The organism is Phocaeicola sp. RTP21359st1_B8_RTP21360_211022 (assembly GCF_040911965.1).
Lineage (GTDB): Bacteria > Bacteroidota > Bacteroidia > Bacteroidales > Bacteroidaceae > Phocaeicola > Phocaeicola vulgatus.
The window spans coordinates 99,253-123,418 of the sequence record NZ_JBDFXP010000010.1 but is presented as its reverse complement, the minus strand read 5'-3'; the positions used below and the strand labels follow the sequence as shown (position 1 = coordinate 123,418).

Sequence of the window (24,166 nt, the reverse complement as noted above, 5' to 3'; positions counted from 1 at the left end):
TTTTGAGAAAAATCCAAATGACTTCAATTGGAGATGAAACAAAAGAGGCCATCTCAACTCTATTTTGAGACAGCCTCCTATTTTATAATTTCTCTTCATCTAATTTCTAATTTGACAAAGTAATGCTTATTAATCCGATAATAAACAAGGAGAACATAGCCGCAATCAGTTTATTGGTCCCCTTCGGAGCTTCCTTAAATTCCTTCCAGACAAAAACTCCCCAGATCATAGCCACCACAGGCGCTGCGTTGCTAAGGGCATAAGAGATAGCCGGATTGGCAGCACCTGCTCCCATAAAACTAATCACCATGCCGCCCATCCAGATAAAGCCTCCCAGCATACCTGTGAGATGGGTCTTGGCATCGCCGGCAAAGTAATCTTTCATGGTCACCGCCTTGCCTTCTACCGGATGCTTCATGGCAAAGGTATTGAATATAGGTGTGCTGGCCAGAATACCTACCGCAAAGAAGAACACACCTGTATAAGGAGTCAGCGTTCCGGTTCCTCCCGCCACATACTGCGGGTCAAGAGATTTCACTACCAATCCGTAAAAAAACATGATAGCGATACCTGCCATAATGGCCAGCAGAATCCCCTTCTTCGGAGTGGAAGCCTTGCCGGACGATAACTTTCCGTACGCTTTTCCGCAGATCAGTATAGCTACAATGATGACTAACACACCACTCCATAGTAAAAGCTGATTTCCCTGATAGGTCTGACCGGCCAAAGAGATTAATAAATAATTGAATACAATACCTCCAATCCAGGCCAAGCCTCCACCGATAGGAAAACCTACTGACATTCCGGCTACAGCAATGGCTGCGGTAAGAAATATATTGCCAAAGTTCCACACAACACCGCCCAAGAATGCATATTGAATGCTAGACCAGTCCATGACTGCCAAATCCTGAAAAAAGGTACGGCCTTCACTTCCCATACTTCCTAAAGTCACCGCCCCCAATAAAGCTGTAAGGAACAGACCGACGGTCAAATCCCAATAAAACAGTTCAAAGCTCCATTGCTTGGCGGCAACCATCTTCTGCGTATTTGCCCAAGAGCCCCAGCAGGCACAGCAAATAACACAGCAGAGGATTGCCAAAAAGTAATTATCTACCAATATCATATTTCATCGATATTATTCGTGAATATAGATATTCCAGTTCAGATAAGTTTCAATAGCTTCCGCCAAAATATCTTTCACATTACCACGGCACATAGCCACATGATGTTCGAATCCATTCTTACAAATATATTTCATAAGCGGCTGCAGATTATCCACCTTGGTTACTGCTATACAACCATCCATTCCGTATGGGTCATCGGTCAGGTCACCTTTGCCCAAATAAGACTTGATACAACCCTTCGTATCATCTGTCGAGATGCGGAAGAAGGTGAAATCACCCTGTTTTACTTTACCGTAAACGGCACCGAAAGTATGTACCTTACCTAATGTTCTGCCCAACACTCCTAATGTTCCTAACTTCAAATCATTCATTACAAATGATTTAGGGAAGTTACCACAATGTGTACACACACACTTGTTACGATCCTCGGCAAAGTTATTGTTCCAGTCAAGTAATGCCGACGGGCGACCGGAAGCCAATGTCAACGCATACATAGACACTGCACCGGCAATATCCACTTCACAAGCAGCAGGGATTAATTTTTCACTCAACATACTCATAGTCACACAAGCTGCACAACCATAGTTTTGCTCCAAAGAGTCCCAACACTGGATAGCTACAGCATCAATTTCATTGGCTTCCATCCATTGTTCTACAGCCACGCCAAATTTAGCCTGCAAAATCAGTTTATCATTGTATTGTTCGGGAACAGCAGCATATTGTCTGATTTCTTTCAGTTTTGCTTGTAACGTTTCATCAGCATCTTCAATCTTACGGGCGGCAGACAAGATTTCAGAAAGATCTACCGGAACGACTGTAATGCCCGATGCCTGCAACAGTTTCTCGCTGGCGCGGACGGTCTGGAAGCCGGCAGGACGAGTGCCGATGGCACCGATGCGAGCATGACGAAGACCATTCACCACCCGGCAGATCGCAGCGAACTTATTAATATCGGCTGCCAGCAAATCAGAATAAATAGAATAAGTATGTAGCGTAGTATCAGTAAAAGGAATGCCATACTGATACAAGTTATTGCATACGGAAATCTTACCACAGAACGCGTCACGACGGCTATCCAAATCCACCTTGTCATTCTCATCATCACATGCCTGAACCAAAACAGGCACATTCAGATCGGCTACACTGATAGCATTGATGATACCGATTTCAAAACCGAAGTTAGGTAATGAAACAATGATTCCATCAATGCGGTCACGGTTCTCACGGAACAACTTTGCACATTTCAAGCCATCTTCTCTTGTTTCAATACTGCTGCTGCCTGTAGGCGTAGCATCTTCGGGGAGAATGACATAGTCATAGCCCTCTTTCGTCAGTGTTTCCAACAATTGTTTACGGACATCTTTTGCTAATTCCGAGTTAAAATAAGCGCGTGTTCCAATGATGACACCAAAACACATTTTTTTCTTGTTTTTCATTTCTAATGGTATTAAAAGTTACGATATATTCAGTTAGTTATTCTGTCCTATTACTTTCTTAACAGCCTCACGCCAGCCACTATACAAAGATTGAAGTTCTTTTTCCTCCATACAGGGAGCGATGCAATTGTCAATGGTACGCATGGCAGCGGCTTCTTGGAAACTGGCCCACTTCTTACGGGCAAAGCCATTCATGACAACAGCCCCCAATGCAGAAGCTTCCTCTATCTCCGAACGGTTAATGACGGCATGCAGCATATCAGCCTGAAACTGCATCAGGAACTGATTCTTCGTGGGGCCTCCGTCAACACGCAACGCTTTCAGCTCGATTCCTGCCTGCCAGGTCATCATGTCTATCAAATCCTTCACTTGATAAGCAATGGATTCCAATCCTGCACGCAGCACATGCGCTTTTCCAGCATTCAGTGTCATTCCCCAGATGGCAGCTTTAGCATCCGGTTTCCACCAGGGAGCTCCCAATCCGGTAAAGGCGGGAACCAGATAGACACCATCATTGTTTTTAACCGAAGTCGCCAAGGTTTCAATTTGATTGAACGAGTCCACCAATCCCAATTTCTCCACCATCCATTTGATAGTGGCTCCGGTGCAATGGATATTGCCCTCAAAAGCATAATACACTTTACCCAAAGCCGAGAATCCGACGGATGTAACCAGCCCTTCAGGAGCAGCGACAGCCTCTTCTCCAATGTTAACCATAACAGATGATCCCGTTCCATAAGTCACCTTGCCCATACCTGCCTCAAAACACATCTGACCGGTTAATGCTCCATGGGAATCACCTAAAACACCTGCTATTTGTATCGGAGATTTGAACAAACCCTCTATCGTTGTTTCTCCAAAAACAGCATCACAGGGCAACGCTTCCGGCATCATACTCCGGGGAATAGTGAAGAGTTTCAACAACTCTTCATCCCAGTCCAAAGTATGAATATTAAAAAGCATGGTACGCGACGCATTCGTATAATCAGTCAGATGCTTCCTGCCTTCGGTCAGTTTCCAAATCAGCCAGGAATCAATAGTTCCCATCAACAAATCGCCTTTTTCTGCCAGTTCACGTGCATTTTCCACGTTATCCAATATCCACTTAGCACCACTGGCAGAAAAATAAGGATCGATAAGCAATCCGGTCTTTCGTTGTACCAGTTCGCTGTATCCCTTATCTTTCAGTTCTTTGCAAATAGCCGCTCCCCGCTGGCATTGCCATACCACGGCATGATAAACGGACTTGCCGGTATGTCGGTTCCAAACAACCACCGTTTCGCGCTGATTGGTGATGGCAAGAGAATAAGAAATATCCTTTCCATTCACTTCTTCTTGTTCAAGCAGACAATGTATCGCTTCTATGGTATTTTTATAGATTTCTTCGGCATCATGCTCTACCCATCCTATCTGCGGGTAGAATTGCTGATGTTCTATATTTACCCGATGCAACAATTCGCAATCTTCAGAGAACAGCATGGCTTTTGTTGCCGAAGTACTTTGATCTATGGTAATTATTCTGCTAATCATACTATTAGATTTAAAAAGGATATGTTTATTTTTTCACGAATTCAAGGGCAGTCTTGCAGATGCCCTCTTTATCCAATCCGTAATGGGCAAAGATTTCATGGGAGTTTCCATGAACCACGTTCTCATCGGGGATGCCGATAATGCGTACCGGAACCGGATTTTCGGAAAGCGTCTCAACCACAATAGCTCCCAAACCACCAAACTGACTATGCTCTTCCACAGTGATAATTCTTCCGGTTTCTTCTGCCGCTTTCCTGATGGCTTCCGCATCAACGGGCTTGATGGAAGACATATCCAACACACGTGCCTTAATGCCTTTCTCCTGTAACATCAAACCAGCTTGATAAGCATGATAAACCGTTTCTCCGGCAGCAATGATGGTCAGGTCCGTACCGTTCAGCAGCATATTAGCTTTTCCCAGAACAAAATCAAAATCATCATTCTCATACACATCGGGAACAGCAGCTCTTCCTACACGTACATACACCGGTTCGGGATAATCGACCAATAGTTTGACCAACTTACGTGTCTGACGGGCATCACAAGGAAGAACGATATTCATTCCCGGAAAAGTTCTTAATACGGCAATATCATGCAGGCTATGATGAGTAGCCCCCAAAGCACCATAAGCAACTCCACCACTTACTCCGAGTATCTTCACATTATTCTGACTATAAGCCAAATCGACCTTCACCTGCTCCAAGCTACGTGCCACGTAAAAGCAAGCCGGGCCACATACAAACACTTTTTTTCCGCTATGTGCCAAACCTGCTGATATTCCTACCGCATCCTGTTCGGCTATTCCACATTCTACAAACTGTGCAGGTAATTCTTTTGCAAAATCCCCCAAAGTAACAGATCCTCTGGCGTCTGTTGTAACCACCACAATATCTTTATCCTGACGCGCCAACTCCAGCAACGTATCTGTAAAGCTCTTTCTGCACGCTATCATATTATTTGCCATTGTTTCCTTTTTCTAGTTTTTCAATTCTTTCGGATACCTCGCGAACAGCCTCTTCATATTGTTCGGCTGTAGGCACGCCATGATGCCATTTTGCAATGCCTTCCATATAAGACACTCCTTTTCCTTTTGTAGTATGGGAGATAAGCAAATGAGGCTTTTTATTCGTATAATCAATAGAACGGAAAGTCCGGATGATATCTTCCATCTCATCTCCGTTCATTTCCAATACATCCCAACCGAAGGCAGTCCAGCGGTCGCGCATACTCTCCAATGACATGACCTCCTCGGTTGTACCGCTGATCTGCAAACGATTACGGTCAATAATGGCTACCAGATTATCCAATTTATACTGGTTTCCTGCCATAGCAGCTTCATATATAGAACCTTCCCCTTGCTCACCATCTCCCATCAATACATACGTTTTATAATCAGCTTTATCCATTTTGGCAGCCATCGCCATTCCGACACCTACAGACAAGCCATGCCCTAAAGCTCCTGTATTTACTTCAATACCCGGTACCTCTATAGTAGGATGGCCGGACAAGATAGATCCGAATTCTCCTAATGTGTCGGTTACCTCACGAGAGATGAAACCTTTTGCTTCCAACGTAACATATAACGCTTCTACGCAATGCCCTTTGCTCATTACAAAACGATCTCTTTTCGTTTCCTTTGGTTTATCCGGCCAAACACGCATTATATCAAAATAAAGTGCTGTAAGCACGTTAAGACACGACAGATCACCTCCAATGTGTCCTGCTTTTGCTTTATACACAATCTCAACCAATCGTTTCCGATTCTTTTCCGATTGTAATTCTAACGTTTCAACTTGCATATTATTATCATTTTCTTTCTTATTCTTTCGCAAATAACGGAATTTAGCTGGAAACATTCAATACAAAACGAAATAAAATGAAAATAAATTTGATTATATTAACAATAAACACCTATATAATCTATAAATCAGGACAATTAATTTATTCTGCTAACAAAGTTATATCTCTATATAAACAAGACTCTCCGATTGTCTATTTTGTACCCAACAGAACTGTTATAAAAAAAAGAAGCAAACAATAAGGAGAAATAAGGAAGTAAAATCAAAGTTGATAAAAAAGGTGATCAAGAATGTATTTTCCAACATTCTCAATCACCCATATTACCTTTGTTTCAGTAAGAATCAGATAACTTCGACCTCTAATTCTTTTAATCTTTCAAAATCCTCTTCGGTTATAGTACTATCTGTAATAATAGCATTTGCTAATGAAACCGAGCCTAAACTAGCAAAAGCACTGACACCTATTTTTGAACAATCAGCCACCAGATACACTTTACTGGCAGACTCTATCATAGCAGATTTCACGACCAAATCACTTAGACTAGGATAAGTCAGCTTCATATCCGAAGAAATACCGGCCGTAGCCAGAAACAATTTATTAGCGCGTATATCTTTAAATGAATCGGCCGCCATTTTTCCTGTCAAAGAAAGTGTAGGAGCCTTGAATTCACCTCCGGTAACAATCAGATTAATACCATGATTCTCACCTAAAATCAAAGCTATATTCAAAGCATTGGTAATGACTGTCAGGTCCTTATAATTCATTAAAAGCTTTGCGATCTCTGTAGTTGTAGAACCGGAATCAAGAATTATACTGTCCCCCTCCTGAATAAACTGAATAGCTTTCTGAGCGATTTCTTTCTTTTCCTCCAAATGAGTCTGATTGAACAATTGCCCGGTCTTGGCAAACGACCCTACTCCTTTCAGAAACGCACCTCCATGCTCTCTTTGGATATACCCCATTTGTTCCAAGGCTTCCAAATCCTGACGGATCGTTACATCCGTCACATTGAAAATTTTACTAAGGTCCTGAACTTTTGCATGCCCGTCTTCACGAATCAGATGCAATATCTTTACTCTTCTTTGATTGAGTGCCATATTTATTAGATTTAGAGGTTATGTTTTTTACGATATTCCTGAATATCCTTAATGGAAACAATTTTCAAACCGAATTTTGCTGCAATCTCACCTAGTTGGGGAAGACGCGCCATTGTACCATCTTCATTCAAAATTTCAACAAGAGCTCCTCCGGGTTTCAAACCTGCCATTCTTGTCATATCCAGTGTGGCTTCGGTATGTCCATTACGCTCCAAGACCCCATTTTCCGCACCATATAGAGGGAAAACGTGCCCGGGACGAGCAAACTCGGAAGGATTCAGATTTCCTGCCACCAAAGCTTTTATTGTTGACGAACGGTCGAAAGCAGAAACTCCCGTAGTACAGCCATACCCTCTTAAATCTACCGACATAGTAAACGGTGTACCTAGCAATGAAGTGTTTTCTTCTGCCATCGGAGCCAGACAAAGTTCTTCACAACGTGAATGTGGCAGAGGGGCACATAACAACCCTCTGCCATGAGTAATCATAAAATTTACAATTTCAGGAGTAATCTTTTCTCCTGAAACGATAAAATCGCCTTCGTTTTCACGATCTTCGTCATCAACAACGATCAATACTTTGCCTTGGCGAATATCTTCCAATCCTTCTTCTACTGTATTTAACATTTTAGTGTATCTAGGGAGTTAATTATACCGCAAATTTAAGCTAAAACAAAAAGAATCGAAAACTATTAGCCTTTTTTATGATAAAAAAAATCAATCATCTCCCGTCAGAAGGCTTATCCCATCATTTCACTTCTGTTATTCTAAGAACAATATAAGGAGCATCCGGAATTCTTACTCCCCGATGATGTATATCAAAAACACGATAATCCAATTCCTCCGTTGTTTCAAATATCACAGGATATTCCGTGACAGTCATGGCCCACACATCAATAATCTCCACTTTAAACCGTTTATTCTTTTGCAATTTGTTATAATCCGCATTTTTTACCGGCAGATTAAAAGTCCAGAAACCTTTCACATCTTTTCCCATATTGACCAGATAATAATCTGGTCCAGCAGTAGAAGTAACCAAGTCACGACTGATATCTGCCATCTCCAACGGATGGGGAGCAGCTTCAATAATCGTTCTTAAAAATTTCACACGTTTCCAGCTTTCACCTTTTAAAGATCCCCCTTGCGCCCAAAAGATAGGTTCGTTCCCCTGCTGATAACATTCACCGTGAGTGACATAAATTCCACCCAACAAACCATTCAAAATAAAGCAAGTCATCTGCTGCGGACTTAACCTTCCCCAACGATAAGGTAGATTCCCTTCATACCCAACCTCATCACATATAACCGGTTTGCGATAAATTTTTCTTAAAGTAGCAGAAGCGGTAGAACTCAGTACCGGTGCCTCATCCTGTATGCTGACATGGGTAAATTCAGGCATCCAATAATCAAAATAAGTAGCCGTCGCTCCATGAATAGAACATAAATGGCGATAAGGATCATTCTCAACCACAGTTTTCGTCAACAGCTTCCAATCATCCACAGTTTTCGCTTTTACATAATCCCACTCGTTTGCCATAGACCACCATACATTTCTAAAAGAAGCCAAACGAGCAGTAATATATTTAATATAACGTACATTCACCTCATTCGACATAGCATCAAAGCCCCATCTTCCCTTATCATAAGGATGGAAAAGGATCAAATCCGCCTCAATCCCCAAACGGTTCAGTTGGTCTATCCGTTTCTCCAAATGCTGAAAAAAAGCCGGGTCAAATCTGTCAAAGTCCCATTCTTTCCTTTCATTTCCTTCCTTATCTTTTATCGTCTTCCTTATTTCAAAAGGATAAAGCGCAGGCTCGTCTTTCACTAAAGAATAGTTTTTAGGAAACACACACATCCTTACCTTATTAAAACCGGCTTCACCAAACGATTTCAAAGTAGCCTCCTGAGTCGTTTCCTTCATATGTGTCCATGCATAGGCCGTCGTACCCATCGGATAATAACGGGTACCGTCCGCATATTTAAAATTATGTTCTCCGTCCACCAATACCATGCCATGATTATCTTTTCCGGCAGGTATCACTGTGAATGTACCTTTCCGACCATTCATAGCCCCTATACTGGAAGATGTAACATACCTCCATTCCCCGGCGACAGCAGGCATAAACCGTATCCTATAAGTATTCTCACCATCATAAAACCCTTCCACCGTTTTCTTTTCCTTTCCACAAACGAAAGTAGCGGAAAGACGTGTATCAAAAGGATTCCCTTTGGTCACCTGTTTAAAACTCAACTCAAACCGGTCCCAACATTCCACTTTGTCTTGTGCATTTACTTTTACCACAAAACTTAACAGCGTCCAAACAGCTATTACATAAAATTTTGTACTCATCCTATCATGTTTTAAAAATTATACTCATAAAAGTTTTCCGGAACATTTTCATACTGTGTCAATGAGCACAAAGATAGATTTTACCCTTGAGAGCCAAAGGTAAAATCTTACGTCAATAAGGTATTTTCTTGCTATTTACCTTCATAAACAGCACAAAACGGAACTTAGTTATTATTTTTATACTCAGTCAAAGTCTGATTAAATGCTTTTTTAAACGCCTTGCCAAAGTAACCGGGATCAGAGAAGCCGACGGCAAAAGCGACCTCAGAGAAAGACATACCACTTTGTATAAAACTTTTCGCTTTATTCAACCTATAATTCTTTATATATTCTATCGGAGAAATCCCCATGATACCATTCACTTTCCGATTGAATACAGAGCGGCTCATATTCATGAACTCTGCCAGATCATTCACCCGCAGCCCCGGATTACTGTAATTCTCTTCCATAAATCCTACCAGCTTCTGCATAAACAACTCGTCCAAAGGAACAATTTGCGACACAGGATAAGCGACGGCTTCTAAAGGTTCTTTCTTCGGTTGAGCACCATACTTTGACAAAAAAGCCGACTGAAGCACTTTTCTTTGCCTGATCAAGTTCTCAATTCTCGATTTTAAATAATCGCTGCTGAAAGGTTTAGGTATATAATCATCAATCCCTAATTGTAAACATTGAATACGATCCTCAACAGACGATTTTGCAGAAAGGATAATAAGAGGGATATCACAGGTATTGACATTCTCCTTGATGTGCCTTATCAATTCAATACCATCCATACGCGGCATCATAATATCCGTAATAATAAAATCCGGAATTTCCTCTTCTATCTTTTCCAATGCCATCACCCCGTCGGCAACTCCAACAACACGGTAAGTGCCCGACAATATTTCACATATAAATTGACGCAACTCCGCATTATCCTCCACTACCATCACTTTTACTAAAGTTTCTTTTGTTGCCGGAGGCATGTCCGGCAAAGATATTTTATCATTTTGTTCCGGTTCCGCCAAGACCGTTTCCTGTTCTTCCGAAGTGTCGTTCAATATATATTCAACATTTTTATCCTGAGCATATATTTCTTTTCCTTTATGCAAAACCAGTTTGAATACACTTCCTTTCTTTACTTCACTTTCGACCTGAATTTCCCCATGCAGCATTTTAACCAACTCATTCACCAGCGAAAGCCCTATACCCGATGAAGGCTGCATGTCATTTTCCTTGGACACTGTAGTGAAACGTTCAAATATGGATGGCACTTTATCTTTAGAGATGCCAATACCTTCATCTTTTACAGCAATCGAAACAAACTGTCCGCTTTCCATCACAATCAAGGTAATCGACTTGTTATCAGGTGTATACTTAAAGGCATTGGAAAGCAAGTTAAAGATAATTTTCTCGAACTTATCACTATCTATCCACAAAAAAACAGAAGGCAACGTTGTCTGAAGAGAAAAATTTATATTTTTTTCTGTTGCCAACAACCGGAAATTATCCATTATATTATGAAGCATGATAATGATATCCCGGTATTCAATAGTCAAGCCCATTTTTTTATTCTGTATCTTTCTGAAATCCAATACTTGATTAATGAGCAATAACATACGATTGATATTTTTCTGAACCAATTGAAGATGATGCCGGGTCCGGGAAGTCAAAGGCTCCTGGGACAACACTTCGGATACCGGACCGGATATAAGGGTTAAAGGAGTACGTAGTTCATGTGAGATATCAATAAAAGAACGTACTTTTATTTCCGCCAATCTTTGTTCCATATTTACCTTATGCTTCAAATAGTAAATATAGAAAAAAATATATCCGATAGCTAAAGATATCACCAAGACAACAACTAGATAAAAAGCCTTAGCCCAACCGGTTTCCCAAAAGGTGGGTAATACCTGTAAAGTAACCGTTTTCACAGTGTTCATCCAAATACCATCCCCATTGGTCGCCTTTATCTGAAATTGATATTTTCCTGCCGGAAGACTTACAAAACTAACCGAGTTCTTCTTACCTATATAATACCATTGATTATCATCCAACTTATAAGCATACTCGATATCCAAGGAATTAGTATAATCCAACGCAGCAAATGAGATGGTAAAATTCCTCCGCCGGGTAGGGATCTCTAAATAATCCGCATCACTCAATACATGAGACAAATTATCCTCCGAATATTTTATACCTGTCACTACAATAGGAGCTTCATAAGTCTGCTTAACGATACTATCCGGAGAAAAGACAAGCATACCGCCTTCTGTACCCATTAAGATATCCCCTTGCCTGTCTGTAACCGGAAGACATTCACTATAATTAAAAGAGCGATTGAAAAAAGTTTCTCCAAAAGACTCAAAAGTCTGATCGTGCACATCAAACAGAGTGATATCCGTTTCCGAGCCGATCCATATATTATGATTTTTATCTTCAATCAAGGCTCTAGCCAACGGAGATGTCTCTTTGCCGAACGACCGGAACCGAAGTTCATCAGATAATAAATTTGACGAAACCAACTTACAAAGGCCACCTCCATAACAATAACAATAGATAGTTTCATCCGTCGCTCGTAAAACAGACATCACATCAGCACTACACAATCCGTCAGCCACCTGCGGACGAGGAAGGTTAAGATAAAAACGAATATTTTCGTAATCCGAAAAATCAGAAGAAAAAGTGATCAAACCTTCTATAGTACCCACCAGCATAGTATGACCGGGTCCCTCCACCATACAACGAATACTGTTGGTACGATTAATAGGAAAACCGGACAATTTATTCTCCGCATGAATAAAACGTATCGCCCCATCTTCCTTTTCCTCAACCAAATTCAATCCGCCACCGTAAGTACCAATCCAAATACGTCCGTTATGATCCTCATCAATGCATGATATTTTATTGTCACTGATGGAATAAGGATCCGACGGATTATTCATATAATGATATACCTCATAATGATAAGGACGATTCCGAGGAACAAGTCTGAACAATCCGTTTTCCTTACTGCCAAGCCATATTGTCTGCGCCTGATCCTTCAGCATGACATAGATTCCACCTTCTGCAAAAACTGTTTCCGTTTGAGCCAGTTCCCCATCAGGCGACAAATAACCCAACAAGTTTTTCTGTGAATCCATAATACGTATAATCCCTTTCTTTGTTGCAATCCATAAATGTTCGTCGCTATCAAACAGAAATGATTTTGTATCAAAATAATTGTCCAACTCCCTATAAGTATAGGGACTGGGCGGAAAGAACATTTTTATAAATGAGCGCTGGGATTTGATCCACAAATTATTTTGTTTGTCAACATAAGTTGTTTTAATAATAGGAGAATAAGGTATATGATTCCTTCCCGGTGTAAAATAGACTTTTAGCTCCCGGCTCTTTTCGTCATAATAACTGAATATACCTTTATAAGGAATAGTCCAAACCACTCCGTTAGGATCTTCATAAATAAAGAGTTCATTTTCCGGAGAAGAAGCCATGTATCCGGAAGGAGTATTCAAATATTGTTTCACTCCGGTTTCCGGATCAAGCCGGATAATTCCCGGCAATCCGGTAAATATCCATAGAAATCCTTTAGAATCCTGATAGACTTTTCTCACAGCCGCATCATCACGCCCCGGAAGAGAGAAATCATATTTCTCCATCGCCAGTTCAGGGAAACGGCATAGGTACAAACCTTTATCAGACAAAACAGCCAGCTGATTATCTTTCAACACTTTAATTCCGTTTATATGCTGAATCTTCTCTTGAAAAGGAACGATGTTGAATTGCATGGTATTTACATCATAATAGGCTAGCCTGCCATTCTGTGATGCAAGAAAAACAAGATTATCCATTGTTTCGAACATAGAAAAGGGATATGAACTAATGGTCCGCTTGCCAAATATGCTAACTCCCTTGTCACTAAATACCCATTCCTCTCCCTGTTTATCTTCAAAGACCCTACTGACTTTCCCCAGTTCCACATCATCAATAGCTGTAATATACTGAATCCCTGAAGAAACAGTACACTCTTTATCTGAAATTCTGAAACATCCTCCATTATTTAAAGTAACCCAAGTAATCCCTTTGGATAAAGGATACAAATTTTCTATTTGCAACGGAGTATTAAAATGTTGTTCATACTGTTTCAGAACATTGATCAGCTTATTTTCACGAATATCATATAAATACAGGCTATGACGATCGTATGCAATCATCCATAAATTGCCGTCGGCCGTATTCTCCAGCCGCTGCATGTGCTGGTTCAAAAGAGAATCAAACTGAAAAGTTTCGAAATCGCGTCCATCAAACCGGCTTACCCCATTCCAAGTACTGACCCATATAAAACCATTATGACTTTGAAGAATCTGCGCCGGATTACTTTGAATCAATCCGTCTCTCACTGTATATTGGCGTGCAACACAAATAGGCTGTGCTTTGACAAAACCCCAATGAAGAAGTAAAAACAAAGTACACCATATATATTTTAACTTTATTGTGTTTCTCATCATCAAATTATTCTAAATGACCAAGTATTTGATGGCTCCCAAATGTTTTTTCATAGGTATTATCTCATTTTGCTGACAGGGCAAAAATACAAATTAAAACGAAAAGAAAAAGAGATTAAAACAAAAATTATTTCGAAACTAATCAAAATATAACTAGAAAAGGCTGCCCGCAAGCAGCCTTCTATAATAAAAATATATTTCCCTTATAAGGTCTTAGTCACGACGTCCCATATAAATCATTATATAGTAAATCAGTGTAGCCAACGAACTAAGTGCCGCAACCACATACGTATAAGCAGCTGAACGCAGCGCATCCTCTGCCGCATGATGGTTATATGAATTTGTAATTCCGGCCTTGCTCAACCATACCAACGCACGCTGGCTGGCATTGATCTCAACAGGCAACGTAATAAAGCTGAAAAGAGTAGTCATGGCAAAAAGACAAATTCCTGCCAACAATAACTGCGGGAAAGTATTCACCATCAAAATACCTGCCAGTAACACCCAAGTCATAATAGAAGATGAGAACTGCACCACAGGCACCAAAGCCGAGCGCATCTTTAGCGGAGCGTATGCACGCGCATGTTGCACGGCGTGTCCGCATTCATGGGCGGCAACTGCCGCAGCAGCCACACTGTTGCTTCCATATACCCCTTCACTAAGGTTCACCGTTTTGTTTGCCGGATTATAATGATCGGTCAGCATACCCGGAGTGCTGGTTACACGCACGTCATAGATACCGTTATCATGCAACATTTTTTCAGCCACATCCTTTCCTGTCATACCGCTGGCCAAAGGCATCTTCGAGTATTTCTTAAACTTGCTTTGCAGACTATTCTGTACAATATAGCTGATTACCGCGATTCCAATAAATAAGATCCAATACATTGACATAGTTTTGTTCTTTATAATTCTGTTGTTAAATATACACGTTATTATGTACAAATAGTTTGCCAGCATCCCCCTTTTAAATAGAATTAAGAATTCCTGCCATCACACGCCTCCGAATTCACATCCGTCAATTTCAATTAAAAAATGATATTATGAAAAAAAAAGAGTGGATTATTGACTTTTGATTTATACATTTGAGGCAAAATTAAGAAATATGGAACATGAAATAGGAAATATATCCATAGCCCGTATCCGACAGATGAATCCCAGTCTAAAAGGGATTAACAATGATTTCGTAATGGATAGAAGCGAACATTACATCCCCGAGAATATGAACCCCATCTTTAAATACCCATTACGGCTGGATGGAATCATTATCTCTATCCGTGAAAAAGGCTCTGCCAAAGTCAATATCAATTTACGGGAATACGACATTGAGCAAAACGATCTGATTATTTGCGCTCCCGGCGATATTCTACAGTCCATGTTATCACCGGGCATTCATTTGTCACAAATGTTTTTAATATCATCTGATTTCTTAAAAGAGATGTATATCAACCTGAACAGTTTCATGCCATTTTTCATCTCATTGAAAGAGAATCCCAAATTTCATTTGATGGAAGAAGAGGTACAGGAACTGAAATCATTCTATGAACTGATAGAAGAAACCGTAAGCCGGAACGATAACTTCAGGACAGAAATCGTACGCAGACTAATGGGGGCCTATTTATATAAGATAGGTTCCATCCTTCATAGAAAACAACCGGAATTCCTTTCCGAGAATCCGAAATCACTGAAAAGGGAAGAGGTATTGTTCAACCAGTTCATCAACTTGCTGACCGAACATCACCGTAAAGAAAGACGCGTAGATTTTTATGCGGAGCAATTATTCCTGAGTCCCAAACATTTCTCCACCGTAGTAAAGAAAGTGAGCGGAAAAACTGCCGGAGAGTGGATTGACGAATATGTGATACTGGAAGCCAAAGCACTGTTGAAATACTCCGTCATGTCTATTCAGGAAGTAGCTTATTTTATGAACTTCCCGAACCCTTCCTTTTTTGGCAAATACTTCAAGCACCATACCGGGTTATCTCCCAGCGAATACAAGATGCAATAATGAAAACAGAAGATAAAAAATAGTAATCCAACGGGGGCTGTCCGAAAAAAAACGGACAGCCCCCGAAAGTAAATTATATAAGTGTGACTACACTACCTCTCATCTTAAAATAATTTTGCAGGATATTCACCGGCATCCACCAATGCCTGTATCTTGTCAACCACACTCTGACGGTCTTCAGGATAAGTTACTCCAAACCATTTGCTGGTAGTATCCAATACCTCAACGGTAGCAGTACCGTCATTAATCAGCTTGTCCACCATCAGCGGAATAAAGAATTCGCTCTTCAAGTTTTCCATATTTTTAGGATCGCTCAAGAATGCTTTAAAGAATTCCTTGCTGTAAGCAAAGTAATCAGGAGTAAAGCCCCAGAAGTTCATGCTCACCGGAGTTGTGTCAGGGGTAGCTGTCCATTCGCCATTGTCGTCAATATACTTCACTTCTCCGTCTATGCGCTGAATTTTGGTACGTTCTACCACGGAAGTCAACAAATGATCCGCATTGGTTCCACAGATGCCGCGGGATACCGTTCCACTCTCGCTCAATGTATTTCCTACACGGAAGCCCACCATAGCATACGTGTTTTTAGCACCTTCGGGCAATGCAGAAAGGAACTTGCCCATTACCTGGAACGAGTCACGGCCATAGAAGTCATCGCAATTGATCACCGCAAACGGTTCCTGTATCACATCAGCTCCCATCATGACAGCATGGTTAGTTCCCCAAGGTTTTGTACGCTCCGCAGGACAAGTAAAACCCTCCGGCAGATTGTCTAAAGCCTGGAATACCAGTTCGCAAGGAATATGACCTTCATATTTAGAAATAATCTTTTCACGAAAATCTTGTTCAAAATCTTTACGGATAACAAAGACCAGTTTTCCAAAGCCGGCGTTGATAGCGTCATAAATAGAATAATCCATAATAGTTTCGCCGTTAGGACCCAGACCATCCAATTGCTTCAATCCTCCGTAACGGCTGCCCATACCAGCCGCCAATAAAAATAAAGTTGGTTTCATAGTTTATTTATTTAAAATTGAATATTTGATGGTACAAAGCTACAAAATAATACGGAGGAAAAAAGCTACATTCCATTCAAATTCGAGCATAAATCAATCATTTCCCTCCTTTTGACGCAAATCAAGCCCTATTTCTAGAAAGGATAGCCGATGGCAAAGTGCAATCCCAGTCCATCCTTAAACTTAGGAATATTATAATATCCTTTCTTGCCGGTATCATACGGATCATGAAGAGCAATACCCAGATCCAGGCGGATTACCAGGAAAGTAAGGTCATAACGCAATCCCACCCCAGTACCCAAAGCTATACTTTTAGCAAAATTACGAAGAGTAAGCAAACCGCCGGGACGTATATTCTCACCTTCCTCATTCTTTTGTTCACGCAGCAGCCACACATTTCCCGCGTCCAGAAAAGCTGCCCCGTACAAATCACCCAGGATAGGGAAACGGTATTCCACATTCGCTTCCAGCTTCACATCTCCGGTTTCATCCAGATAACCATACTGTTTATCTTCGGGACGATAAGAACCGGGGCCGATAGAGCGCACTGTAAACGCACGGATACTGTTAGCTCCCCCAATATAGAACTGCTCGCTGTAAGGCGCTACAGTCTGGTTCCCATATGCATACAAAATTCCCCCCATCAAACGAGTGGCTATATGCTGTTTCTCTCCGACTTTAAACAAACAACGCACTTCGGATGTCATTTTCAGGAATTGCGCATAAGGACTGTTTAATAACTTCTTATCTGTTTCCTTGAATCCCTTCCCAAAAGCAGCATACACCAACGAAGTCAGATTACCTGCCGAAGTAAAGGAAGTTTCCCACCATAAATTATTGCGTTTCTTCAACGGGGCGTTATCATACGTAAACGTATAACTCATAGCTGGGATAAACTGATTTCCCAAACTGATTTTCAAGCTCCGGTTCTTGTCCACTATCGTATCAAAACGTGTAGTAGTATGCTGCAACGTATTAAATGCCAGTCTGAAAGGAGTCACAGTATGTTTCCATACTCGCGAAGGCTGGAAATCGTATGACACCGTTCCACCGAAAGAAAGCATTTTAAAGAAGCGGGCACGGTTCAACTGACTGGCATACAACTTGAATGAGGTATGCTGCGGAAATCGCGAGCTCATCATTTTTTTACTCATCCACGGCAACACCAAGCGAGGATACTCCAATGAAAAAGAAGTCCCCAACTCGTATGAGTTCAATTTAGAACTGTTCCCGTCCGCCGTAGAATTGGTCTGCCATTCGTATGACCCTTTCAACTGGAAAGAAAGCGTGGCAGCTGTACGCATGAAATTCTTCCGCGAGAGGCTGAAAATCGCTCCGGGACCAGTCTGATCCGTACTTTTGGTAGTCACATTGAATTCCAGTTCTCCGTCATACGGCAAATCGAATGTAGCATTCATCCGCACATTCAGCGTATCACACCCCGGCAATGTATCTTGCGGGGCATAGCGGAACTCGGCAAATTTGAAAATGCCCAAACGCGCCAAGGCTTCCTGCGTGAAATTCTGACGGGCCTGAGAATAAAGCTGCCCTTTCTGGTAAAAGAAGCGCTTAGCCAATACTCCGGGGCGGATACCGGGTTTCTTACCGCTATAGTGTAAAGTCATTCCCGGAAAGACGATGGAATCAGTAGGTTCCTCTCCTTTATATCCGGTAAGATAAACAGAAGTATTCCCTATATAATAAGGTCTTTTCGCATCGGCAGGCACTCCAGCTTTCGGAACAACCTGCAAACTGACCATTCCCGGTTTGCGCAAGGTATCCGCACGGAAAGTAATGAATTCGGGACGGAAATAATAATAACCATTGTTACGGAAAAGGGTACTCAGCCGCTGGCGCTCCTCCTCCAGTTTCAACACACTGAAATTATCTCCTTTATGCAATACCCTCTGGTCATAAGCAGCCCTGATCAGACTATCGGCGCGAGGAGGATATTTCAGATACATGACAGAGTCCAGATAATAAGGGTTCGCCATATCAATCTTATAACTTAACTTGGCTTTCCGAGGATTCTTCAACGAGTCTACAGAATAAGTCACAGCACCATTGAAAAAGCCATAATCATGCAACAGATTGGTGGCCACCTTCACACGGGTTTCCGGATTCACCGTAGACAAATACACCGGAGTAGACCCCAGCTTGTTGAAGATCCAATGCCCCACCCCCTTTTTATCCTGGTATTTCACAAAATCATTGTATATCCACAAACCGAAAGGAATGGGAAAACGCAAGGAGTTGCTTCCCAAAATGGCATTATTGGGAGGATAAGACAAAGCAGCCTCCACCTCTTCCAAGGTCTGGACACCGGCAGGGGTCTTGTCTTCATTCAGAATCTCCATATTTTTCACACCGACATATAGCGTTTCGTCTTCCGGCAAATTCCTGGTAGTAGAGCAGGAAACTGTCATCAGCAACAATACCGATAATAGAAACAGGTTTATGTTATGTTTTCTCTCCATATCTCCAACAATCATTTTTTCTTCTTAGACTTGAAAATAAACAGTTCGCCCAGGTGACTCATCTTCTTGCGAAGCACAATACCCACACCGGTTTCTATGATCTCACCTTCCAGCACACTCTCATAGTTCTTGTCGTGGAAGAGCTTGACATACCGGGTACCGCTGTTGTCCAAGCGGTATTCTATGGATACATTATCAATAAAGGTTTCATCCTGCTGTACCGTACTTCCGGTAGACACTTTACCGCCTACCACTATACGGAAGCGGTTATTCCAGAAACGTTTGGCGAACTGGAAATTATAATCCGTGCGTTTCCCGCCGCTATCGGCGTCATCCACCGTTTCCATGCCCACATTGATATCAAGTGCTTTCCCGGCAATATTCGAGATTTCGCTCTGCAGGAATGAGTTCAAGGCATTATTCACATTAAATCCTCCCGTAGAGTTTCCTTCAGCCATATACATTCCGGTCACCAGCATGGTGACAGCCAGTTTTCCCCGTTCCTCCACCGACATGGCATTCAGCTGGTCTTGCACAGACGCATCCTCGGGAGCCGAAAGGGTAAACGCCAGCCCCAGATTCTCCAGACTCTGGCTCAAAGCGATCCCTACATCAAACCCGACGATACGCGAAGTCTTTCCATCCTCGCCCACCGAAGCACGGACCCTTTCGGTCGCGGTAATGTTCAGTTGCGGATTCATGATATTTCCTGTCCACTCCACATAACTGCCATTTTGAATATTAAAAGTCTTCAGCGGAATAATCGGAATCTGGTATTTCATCTCCCCGCTCATCAAGGAATAACGCCCGGTCAGCAACATATCCCCCTGAGGAGTGTACTGGAATGACAAGTCTCCGCCTCCTTCCAGCAACATATAGTTGGAGCCGTCCGGCACCAGATCCACACGTGCCTGCACCGCCTGGTCTATATGCATAGTCATGGCCACATCCATCCCTCCCAAAGAGATTTGCTGGACAGAGGACTCCTCTACCGAAGTTGTGTCGTTGAAATTGACAAAAGTTACCATATCCCCCAAACGGTCGTTCACCGTCAAGGGAGAGTCTTTCAGGACATAGGTCACATTGGTCTTCCCCAATATGTTCATGTTCCCCCGCATCACCAGTTCCTCCACAGGACCGCGCAGCGTTGCGTTAAAATCCACATACATCTTGCCGTAAACCATAGCCCGCTTGGTACGGGGAGCATTCAGCAACTCATAATTCTCGGCATGCATTTTAAGGTTCACCGCCGTCCGTTCCAAATCCGAGAAGTCCACCTCGCCGTTAATGGTAAAAGGAGTCTTGCCTTTGGTGAATATATCGAACTCCTTGAACATCATCTTACTGTTCACCACCTGCACCGGTTCATTATCAAAACGGAACATGGCAGACATCTCCGGCATGAAGAAAGTCACGGAATCCAATGCCAGTTCCCCATTCAGCAAGGGTTTGGCCGGATCACCTTTCATGGACAATGTTCCATCAATATCCCCGTCCAGTTCCACCATGCGGTCGGGCACAAACGGATTGGCGACATTCAGCGGAAAATGTTCGAAGGCTATATCCGCGCTCAGGCTTCCCGTTCCTTCCTCCGCGGGCAGATAGATACCTCCCAAATGAGCTATCTCCTCACCATCATGGCGTATATAGGCATCCAGATGATGATCCTTTGCCTCACCGGGCAGATACACACCACCCAGTTCCCAATTTCCCAACGCACTGCCTTCATATTTGAATTCATCTATACGCAAATCACTGCTCACCATCATATACGGACCGGAATCTATATAATGCGCTTCTGCTCCGATCCATCCTTCCATATCAGGCATATAGGGAAGGATACGCCGGAATTCTTTCAGATTGATGCGTGAAAGCTCCACCGTCATATCCTGTTTGGCTATGGTATCTTCCCGATTGGTATAGAAACTGAGTCCGGTCCCCTGCTCGTCATGCAAATCCAGATTTGCATGAATCCGCCCGTTGTCAGCCAGATAAATATAGTTATTTTTATTCACGGTAAAAGGACGGTATACCAACGTGGGATGCTCCGGAAAAACCTTCATGCGTATGCCGTGGCGGCGCAGGTCGGCCATCACTCCCATATATACTCCCTGTTCTTTACGGGCATTCAGGTATTGAACCAACAACTGGGCGCTGTTGTTTCCCACATTTCCCTCCAGCGTCACATCAAACGCCTCCTGTCCCGGTTTGGGTCCGTTCACCACTCCGCTCAACATATTTATGCCATTCAGGTCCTGCTGTACATCCAGATAAATGGTATCCAAAGTCAGGCTGTCTGTACGCAATCCATATAAATAAGCCTCCCCGTTCAATCCCTCTGCCGGAGATGAATCCACATCCATAAACAGACGAGTGTATGACAACCCCATCATAGAAAGGTAATTGGCTATCGGATTATCGGGACCTGAAGATATCCTCAGGCAAAGCCCCGGAAGGAATTCCCGAAGTTCTTCCTGCTCAATATGTTTACTATTCCATTGTTCCGTCAGTTTCTTCATCAGCATCTCCGCCCTGCCGGAAATAGATTCAATGTGCCCTGCTCCTTCCAGGCTCAGATCAAGGTCACCTGCACGTAAATAAGCAGAAGTAGAATCTCTGGAAGTGCTGAATCCGACAAACAGGTCCTTGGAATGGGAAGTACGTTTGGCAGTGACAATCGTGGCATTTGTCATCTCGGCCTCTACGGCATACCTTTTTCTGAGATCACTGCTGAAGCGGACACCCAAGTGCTGGGAGGTCTGAAAACGGGTATCCATCAGATGAAGCGCCTGCCAATCCAAATGAGCCACATCCATTTTCAAGTCGCCCGAAACATCATGAGGTTTCAAGATACCATCCAAATGCGCCTTAATATCCATGGTCCAGTTTTTCACTGCCAGTGAAGCATGCACCTTCGATTTCTCCAGTCCGGCAGCCAATGAAATTCCTGTCAAATGATAACTGCCATAATGGAAACGGTCTATGCCGCCCTCCGCATTGAAATAAGTACGGGGAGAGAAAAAGTCAAAACCTTCCCCCTCCACTTTCAGACGGGTGGACAAGGCGTACAAAGAATCGGCAGGCATAAACTGGTGCAGGTCAAAATGATTGACAGCCAAGTCTGCCTCATACCTGTCACGCGACAAGTCGTATTTGGCAAACAGACGGGCTGCCCGTTCCATCTTGAAATCATCCGCTACGGAGATGCTGTCATTATAAACCGTTATAGGAATAGTATCGGCCGCAACCACCGCCTGGGCTTCGGGCTGCATCAGCAGCAGGTCCGTGCCCATTTTAGTGCCCGCCATCGTAAATTTGCCTTCCAAGCGCGTTCCGTATGGAATTTCTATTCCTTCAGCCAACGTGGAAACAAACTTCAAATCCTTGGTTTCAGCTTCCAAAGTGATATCCCCCCCGCGCAGCAGACTGTCTGTCAGATGGGTTAGCTCCCCCCGGGCGAACAATCCCAATGCACCGGGCAGCTCGGCAGTCAGCGTAGTCAGTTTCAGCTTGTTCAAATCACCGTCGATCCCTGTACGGATGCGCAAGGGTTCGGAAGGATACTGCCGGATAAACTTTTCATCCATACTTCCCATGAATCTCACCACATCCGGCTTTCCTATATCAGCCATCAGCCGTGCGGACACCAAGCCTTCATCCTTAAAATCCAAGGCATTCCAATCCATCGCAGCGTTCAGTTCCAGATAAGAATCCCGGGTTTCCAGTTTCAATGAAGGCACACGCAGCACCTTGTCATTGGAAACCATCCGCCCTGTGGCAGAAACGATTTCCACTCCCGAACGCTCTTTCAGCACAAACTGGCTGATTATGGCTTTCATATTCCTACCTCCGTAGTATAGGGAGTCCAGTTTCACACCGATATCCGTCAGTGCAATATGGGACGGGTCCAGTCCGGAGGGCAGGCTGTCGGCAGCCAGCGGCTTCCCGCTGTCGTAGCGCACACGTCCGTTCTTTATCCGGAACGTTTGCAGCGAATAGGCCGATTTATGCAAGTCTATCAGCCCGTCGCGCAGTATGGCATTATCCAGCGAAGCCGCCAATGACAGGCTGTCCAAAGGCATATCCAGCGCAAAGGACACATTCTGCAAATCAATATCCTGCAATATTATTTTCCAATAAGTGGTGTCGCTTGCAGCCGTATCGGCCGCAGCAGTGTCATTCAGGCAGAGAGATAAATCCGTATCTTTCAACAAGACTTTGTTAACGATGGCAGTTTCGGGGTCCAGTGCCACTCCATGACTGGAAATGAACAATTCCCCCAAAGTACCGTTCAACTTCATGCCATGTATCAAGTCATTAGAATTCACTGTGGCTCCTTGCAGGGATATGCCATCCACTTCCACCTGCTTTTTCAGCAGTGGCAGCAACTGCACATTCACTTGCAGGCGGCGTACACTGAGCAACGTATCATTATGCGGGGAAGCAGCATCTACATTGGTCACCACCAGATTCAACGGAAAAGACAAAGAGATACGTCCCACGGAGATATTCATACCAGTAGCTTCCGAGGCATATACAGCAGCTTTGTCCACCAGAAAATTCTGAATAGGTGGCAAATAAATCAATATACATAAAATGATGAACAGAATGAACGGAGATGCTATCGTCCACAATGTCCAACGAACATATTTTTTCTTCATCGAGTGTCTGTACAAGTATTCCTGCAAATTTAAACAATTTTATCGGCATAATGGTTGAAAGAACGCAGCTTTTATCTTTTGTTTCCCATAATTTATTAAAAAAGAACTTACGGACTACCTGTTGCCACTAGGAAAGATCTATAATCTTACCCCCGCAAAATTTAAATCTTTCAGCTCT

14 protein-coding genes are annotated in these 24,166 nt (G+C 42.8%); 1 reads left to right on the top strand and 13 read right to left on the bottom strand.

Going from position 1 to position 24,166, the window contains the following annotated elements; all coding sequences use genetic code 11:
* Positions 1-106: 106 nt before the first annotated feature.
* From AB5062_RS07450 to AB5062_RS07405, 10 genes are all read right to left on the bottom strand, one after another.
* Positions 107-1,123 (bottom strand): GRP family sugar transporter, encoded by a 1,017-nt coding sequence (locus tag AB5062_RS07450; protein ID WP_005842348.1) that lies wholly within the window; start codon positions 1,121-1,123, stop codon positions 107-109.
* A gap of 12 nt (positions 1,124-1,135) precedes the next feature.
* Positions 1,136-2,560 carry an L-fucose/L-arabinose isomerase family protein gene (locus AB5062_RS07445; RefSeq protein ID WP_032952691.1) on the bottom strand — a complete coding sequence of 475 codons (1,425 nt, stop codon included), beginning with the start codon at positions 2,558-2,560 and terminating at the stop codon, positions 1,136-1,138.
* Between the two features lie 33 nt (positions 2,561-2,593).
* Positions 2,594-4,090 (bottom strand): glycerol kinase, encoded by a 1,497-nt coding sequence (locus AB5062_RS07440; protein WP_032952693.1) that lies wholly within the window; start codon positions 4,088-4,090, stop codon positions 2,594-2,596.
* 25 nt (positions 4,091-4,115) lie between these two features.
* The gene (locus AB5062_RS07435; protein ID WP_032952695.1) at positions 4,116-5,054 is read right to left on the bottom strand and encodes a transketolase family protein; all 939 of its coding nucleotides are present in this window, start codon (positions 5,052-5,054) and stop codon (positions 4,116-4,118) included.
* Positions 5,044-5,946, bottom strand: a complete 903-nt coding sequence (locus tag AB5062_RS07430; protein ID WP_005852915.1) for a transketolase — start codon at positions 5,944-5,946, stop codon at positions 5,044-5,046. The genes AB5062_RS07435 and AB5062_RS07430 overlap by 11 nt, the downstream gene beginning before the upstream one ends.
* 285 nt (positions 5,947-6,231) lie before the next feature.
* Positions 6,232-6,987, bottom strand: a complete 756-nt coding sequence (locus AB5062_RS07425) for a DeoR/GlpR family DNA-binding transcription regulator (RefSeq protein ID WP_005842359.1) — start codon at positions 6,985-6,987, stop codon at positions 6,232-6,234.
* A gap of 11 nt (positions 6,988-6,998) precedes the next feature.
* Positions 6,999-7,613, bottom strand: a complete 615-nt coding sequence (gene ribB / locus AB5062_RS07420) for a 3,4-dihydroxy-2-butanone-4-phosphate synthase (protein ID WP_032952697.1) — start codon at positions 7,611-7,613, stop codon at positions 6,999-7,001.
* Between the two features lie 121 nt (positions 7,614-7,734).
* Entirely contained in the window at positions 7,735-9,339 is a 1,605-nt protein-coding gene (locus tag AB5062_RS07415; protein ID WP_005852913.1) for a DUF5060 domain-containing protein, read from the bottom strand.
* 164 nt (positions 9,340-9,503) lie between these two features.
* Positions 9,504-13,826, bottom strand: a complete 4,323-nt coding sequence (locus AB5062_RS07410; RefSeq protein WP_032952708.1) for a hybrid sensor histidine kinase/response regulator transcription factor — start codon at positions 13,824-13,826, stop codon at positions 9,504-9,506.
* A gap of 213 nt (positions 13,827-14,039) precedes the next feature.
* Positions 14,040-14,720 carry a zinc metallopeptidase gene (locus AB5062_RS07405; RefSeq protein ID WP_005842367.1) on the bottom strand — a complete coding sequence of 227 codons (681 nt, stop codon included), beginning with the start codon at positions 14,718-14,720 and terminating at the stop codon, positions 14,040-14,042.
* A 211-nt stretch (positions 14,721-14,931) separates the two neighbouring features.
* Here AB5062_RS07405 and AB5062_RS07400 point away from each other — a divergent pair, with 211 nt between their 5' ends.
* Positions 14,932-15,834, top strand: coding sequence for a helix-turn-helix domain-containing protein (locus tag AB5062_RS07400; protein WP_005842369.1), 903 nt, complete (start codon positions 14,932-14,934; stop codon positions 15,832-15,834).
* Between the two features lie 104 nt (positions 15,835-15,938).
* Here the strand turns inward: AB5062_RS07400 and AB5062_RS07395 are convergent, their stop codons facing one another.
* The 3 genes from AB5062_RS07395 to AB5062_RS07385 form a co-directional block, all read right to left on the bottom strand.
* Positions 15,939-16,850, bottom strand: a complete 912-nt coding sequence (locus AB5062_RS07395) for a nucleotidyltransferase (RefSeq protein ID WP_005842371.1) — start codon at positions 16,848-16,850, stop codon at positions 15,939-15,941.
* Positions 16,851-16,984: 134 nt separating this feature from the next.
* Complete coding sequence (locus AB5062_RS07390) at positions 16,985-19,342, bottom strand: BamA/TamA family outer membrane protein (RefSeq protein WP_032952698.1); 2,358 nt, start codon at positions 19,340-19,342, stop codon at positions 16,985-16,987.
* Positions 19,339-23,988: a translocation/assembly module TamB domain-containing protein gene (locus tag AB5062_RS07385; RefSeq protein ID WP_032952699.1), complete on the bottom strand. Its 4,650-nt coding sequence runs from the start codon at positions 23,986-23,988 to the stop codon at positions 19,339-19,341. The genes AB5062_RS07390 and AB5062_RS07385 overlap by 4 nt, the downstream gene beginning before the upstream one ends.
* Between the last annotated feature and the right edge of the window lie 178 nt (positions 23,989-24,166).